The 4,192-nt window shown below is 53.8% G+C and carries 5 protein-coding genes; 4 read left to right on the forward strand and 1 reads right to left on the reverse strand.

All coding sequences use genetic code 11. The features are described 5' to 3' along the window. From AC4FIC_RS11150 to apbC, 4 genes are all read left to right on the forward strand, one after another. On the forward strand, positions 1-636 hold a 636-nt coding region (locus AC4FIC_RS11150), incomplete at its 5' end, for a cupin domain-containing protein (RefSeq protein ID WP_490359406.1). Between the two features lie 133 nt (positions 637-769). Further along, positions 770-1,903 carry an exo-alpha-sialidase gene (locus AC4FIC_RS11155; RefSeq protein ID WP_490359407.1) on the forward strand — a complete coding sequence of 378 codons (1,134 nt, stop codon included), beginning with the start codon at positions 770-772 and terminating at the stop codon, positions 1,901-1,903. Next, positions 1,900-2,466, forward strand: coding sequence for a hypothetical protein (locus AC4FIC_RS11160; RefSeq protein WP_490359408.1), 567 nt, complete (start codon positions 1,900-1,902; stop codon positions 2,464-2,466). The genes AC4FIC_RS11155 and AC4FIC_RS11160 overlap by 4 nt, the downstream gene beginning before the upstream one ends. A gap of 143 nt (positions 2,467-2,609) precedes the next feature. Then, positions 2,610-3,410 carry an iron-sulfur cluster carrier protein ApbC gene (gene apbC, locus AC4FIC_RS11165; RefSeq protein ID WP_353734586.1) on the forward strand — a complete coding sequence of 267 codons (801 nt, stop codon included), beginning with the start codon at positions 2,610-2,612 and terminating at the stop codon, positions 3,408-3,410. Between the two features lie 108 nt (positions 3,411-3,518). Here apbC and AC4FIC_RS11170 read toward each other — a convergent pair. After that, on the reverse strand, positions 3,519-4,192 hold a 674-nt coding region (locus AC4FIC_RS11170), incomplete at its 5' end, for a galactosyltransferase-related protein (RefSeq protein WP_490359409.1).

A 4,192-nucleotide genomic window follows, 5' to 3' on the forward strand; every position in this document is an offset into this window, starting at 1 on the left:
GCCATGGTGGTGCCCTATGCCGGCGACTGGAACGATATTGGCGCCTGGGCGGCGCTCTACGACTTGAATGAGAAGGATGCCGATAACAATGTGCTCAGTGGCGATGTCTTAACCCATGAAGCACACGGCAACTATATTCGGGCTGAAAGTCGTTTGGTGGCGGTCATTGGCGTCGATGATCTGGCCATTGTCGAAACCAAGGACGCCATCGCGGTGGTGCCCCGGCACCGGGCGCAAGATGTGAAGTTTATCGTCAACCAACTCAAAGCGCTTGGGCGCAGCGAACACGAGGTCCACGCCAAGGTTTACCGGCCGTGGGGCTCGTATGAGGGCATCGATAACGGTGCGCGCCATCAGGTAAAAAATATTCGCGTTAAACCGGGTGAGAAACTCTCGGTGCAGATGCATCATCATCGCGCCGAGCACTGGATCGTGGTCAGCGGTTCGGCCAATGTCACCATCGGCGAGACCACCCAGCTGTTAACCGAAAATCAGTCGGTCTATATACCCGTGGGTGTTGTTCATGCACTGGAAAACCCGGGTAAAATCCCCTTAGAGCTGATCGAGGTGCAAACCGGTTCGTATCTCGGTGAAGACGATATAGTGCGTTTTACCGATCGTTACGGGCGCAGCTAAGTAAAATAGGGTAGTCTTTGAGTTTATTAATATTAGAAGCAGCGTATCTCTAATTTGGGGTGGGCTGTTTTTTTTACCCCTAAATAACTCAAAGGTTAAATTCAGCGATGTTTGGCAGTCGGATGGTTACCACATGAGCGCGAACACACAGCCATTAATGCGGCTCTCGCTGCAGCGCTTAAGCGCATTTATGCTCTTAATGGTGCCGGTGTTGGCGGCTTATTTCTGGGTCAAGCCGGTACCAGCGCCAGTCTTTTTAACGCCAACGGCGCAGGTGGCGAACGATGCGGTGTGGCAGGAAAGCCGTTTTGATCAGCCCGAGGTACGGTCGGTACACGCGTCCTTTGTGGTCAATTTACCCGATAATACCCAAGGCGTATTTTGGTTTGGCGGTAGCCGCGAAGGCCATCGCGATGTCCAAATTTATCGCGCCCTGATGCAAGACGGCCAGATGATTTCCGCGCCACAAGCGGTCTTGTCGGCATCGATGTTGGCCGACCTGTCAAGCCGCTATATTAAGAAACTCGGCAATCCGGTGCTCAGCTTCGTTAACGATACCCTCTACCTCTGGGTGGTTAACGTTAGTGTCGGCGGTTGGGCCACGGCTCGGGTCGATCTGCTCGCCAGTGAGGACCTGGGTGCCAACTTTGGCTATCTTAAATCGCTGCGCATGAGTCCCTTCTTTAATCAGAGCACCCTGGTCAAGACACGACCGGTGCCGATGAGTCAGGGTCTATTGCTGCCGGCCTATTTTGAGATGAATCGAATGGACCCGGTGATGATCTATTTCGATGCCGATATGGCCATTCGCTCCAGCCATACCCTGCTGATGGATGCGATTCAGCCGGTGGTGGTGGTCGACAGCGATCAGACGGCCAACGTCTTCGCGCGGCCTAACGACCAGGGTTTTATCCAGAACGGTCAGTTCCAACTCGATTCAGCGGCCTGGCAAGGCGCCAACCTGGCGGACATGAGCAACGCCTCATCGGACCTCTCCATCGTGCGGTTGTCGGCGACCAATCTACTGATGGCCCATAACCCGGCGCCGGATCGCAGCCTATTGTTGCTCAGTCTGAGTCAAGACAACGGGGCAACCTGGCAGCGCGTTAAGGTTATTGAACAGACCAGCGGTGAGCGCTTTTCCTATCCATCGATGTTAATAGATGAGGGCGGTTTCGTGCATTTGAGTTACACCAATAAACGCAAATTTATCAGCTATATTCGCTTTAGTATTGCCAGCCTGAACCTTGCGGCGGTGCTGCCATGACCACCGTCTATGCTTACCTGTCTCTCTGGCTGGTGCTGCTCGCCTGGGCCAGTTGTGCCTTTAAGGCTCATTCACGAGCGCGCTCAATCGGCCTGGTCCTGGTCACCGTCGGGCTGTTTATCCCCCTCTTTGGCGGTAAATCGCTGCTGTTTTACCTCTATGGCGCCTTCGATCTGGTGTCCTTGGCGCTGGTGTTTTTTGCTCTGTTGCGGCTGTTTAATGTGCGCACCCGCGCCAGCCAAATTTTATGGCACGGCCTGGGCTTGTTTAATCTGCTGGTGATCCTCACTTATCTACTGGGTTACACCGGGCTATTTGAGTTTGGCTACCAAGCCATGGCCCTATTTCTATTGGTGCCGGTGATCGCGCTGGCGGCTTGGTATTTAGACCGGGCTATAATGCTCTGGGTGCTGGTCGTGTTGTTGGCTTACCAGCTGGATATCAGCCAGTCTGGCAACCTGATGTCGCTGTTCAGCGACGCCCTGTTTCTGGTGGTCTATTTAATGGCGTTACTGCTCAGTGGAATCGCCTATCTGCGTCAACGTCTTAGCCCGGCTCGATAAACAGGGCCTACAGGCATTGGCTATAATCTATAAGTAGGGCCTATAGACAGCGCCGATCAACAGGCTATTGCCAGTTTGAAGGCTGCTTGATGAACGCCAATGGTTAAAATGCACTCGTTAAAAATTTGTAAGGAAGGTTAGTCGTGGAATCAGTTAAGAACATTATCGCCGTTGCCTCGGGCAAGGGCGGCGTGGGTAAAAGCACCACCGCAGTCAACTTGGCCTTAGCACTTCAAGCCTTAGGTCATAAGGTTGGCCTATTGGATGCGGATATCTATGGCCCGAGCGTGGCCATGATGCTGGGCGTTGCCGAGGGAACCAAGCCTGCCGTGCAGGATGAGAAGTTCTTCATGCCGGTATTGGCGCACGGCTTGGCAACCATGTCGATGGCTTACCTGGTCAATGATAAGACCCCCACGGTCTGGCGCGGCCCAATGGCCTCAGGCGCCTTGCTGCAGCTGTTAACTCAGACCCAGTGGGGTGAGCTGGACTATTTGGTGGTCGATATGCCACCCGGTACCGGTGATATCCAGTTAACCTTGGCGCAAAAGGTGCCTGTAACCGGTGCAGTTATAGTAACCACACCCCAAGATATAGCCCTGCTCGATGCCCAGAAGGGTATCGCCATGTTCCAAAAGGTGAATATCCCGGTCTTGGGTATAGTGGAAAACATGGCGGTGCATATCTGCAGCCAGTGCGGTCACGCCGAACATATCTTTGGCGAGAACGGTGGCAGCAAGTTGGCGCAGGATTTTGATGTCGCGCTATTGGGGCAACTGCCCTTGAGTTTGGACATTCGATTGCAGATGGATCAGGGTAATCCGCCGGTCAGCCAAGATCAAAACAGTGCCGCGGCGCAGCTCTATATTGATATGGCGAAAAACACCCTGGCGGCGATTGAAGCGCTCGACGATCAGTCGGGCCCGGACATTAGCTTTTCATAGCGGTTGGATCTGGTTGGTGGTGTGTTTTGTGACGGCATCGGCCCATAAAGCGTGCCAGCGCAGGTCAATCCTGCGCTGGTGGCGGGTAGGGCTAACTGGCTTGACCCGTTAGGCCTTTACAATTCCATCCTGGGTCCAAGTACTCTTGGACCGCACCGTCTCCTGCCGAATGGCATTGTTCTTGCGCCAAATATCCGGCTGCTCATAACCGCGTTTATGATCCAAATGCATAAAAATGGTGCTGTAGCGTATTTGCTTGGATGTGAGGCCCTTATTCCACAGCCGTTCACCCAACTCACGGTCCAGCCCGCCATACTGCATCTGTTCATTGAAACCATTGACCGCTTTTAGATCATCGGTCCAGGTGGAACTGTTGGCGCCATTCCAGGTGGCCTTGGTCGGGGTCAGCCAATTCATGAAACGTTGATAGGCCGGGTTGGTGCGTAACTTGGCCATCTTGAAGGACTTGGGTTGGCCCTGTGCTATTAACCAATCGGGCTCAAACAGCCTGCCAGCGCTTATATCTGCTTGGCTGACCAGATTGGACACCGCCATATTGAGCTTAAAATAGCCGGCCGATAAGAAGCCGTTAGCCTCGGCGTGGTCGTAATGGACCTGCACCAGATTGGCCATCGGTACGCAGTCGCCATCGGTAAAGATCAGGTAGTCGCAGTCGGTCTCGGCAATCACCTTGTTGAGGATTTCGCATTTGCGAAACCCCTGGTCCTCGTGCCAGAAGTGTTCGATGCTCAAGCCACTGTCGCGCTGATAGCGTTCGATCA

The sequence above is a fragment of the Reinekea sp. genome (assembly GCF_982785585.1).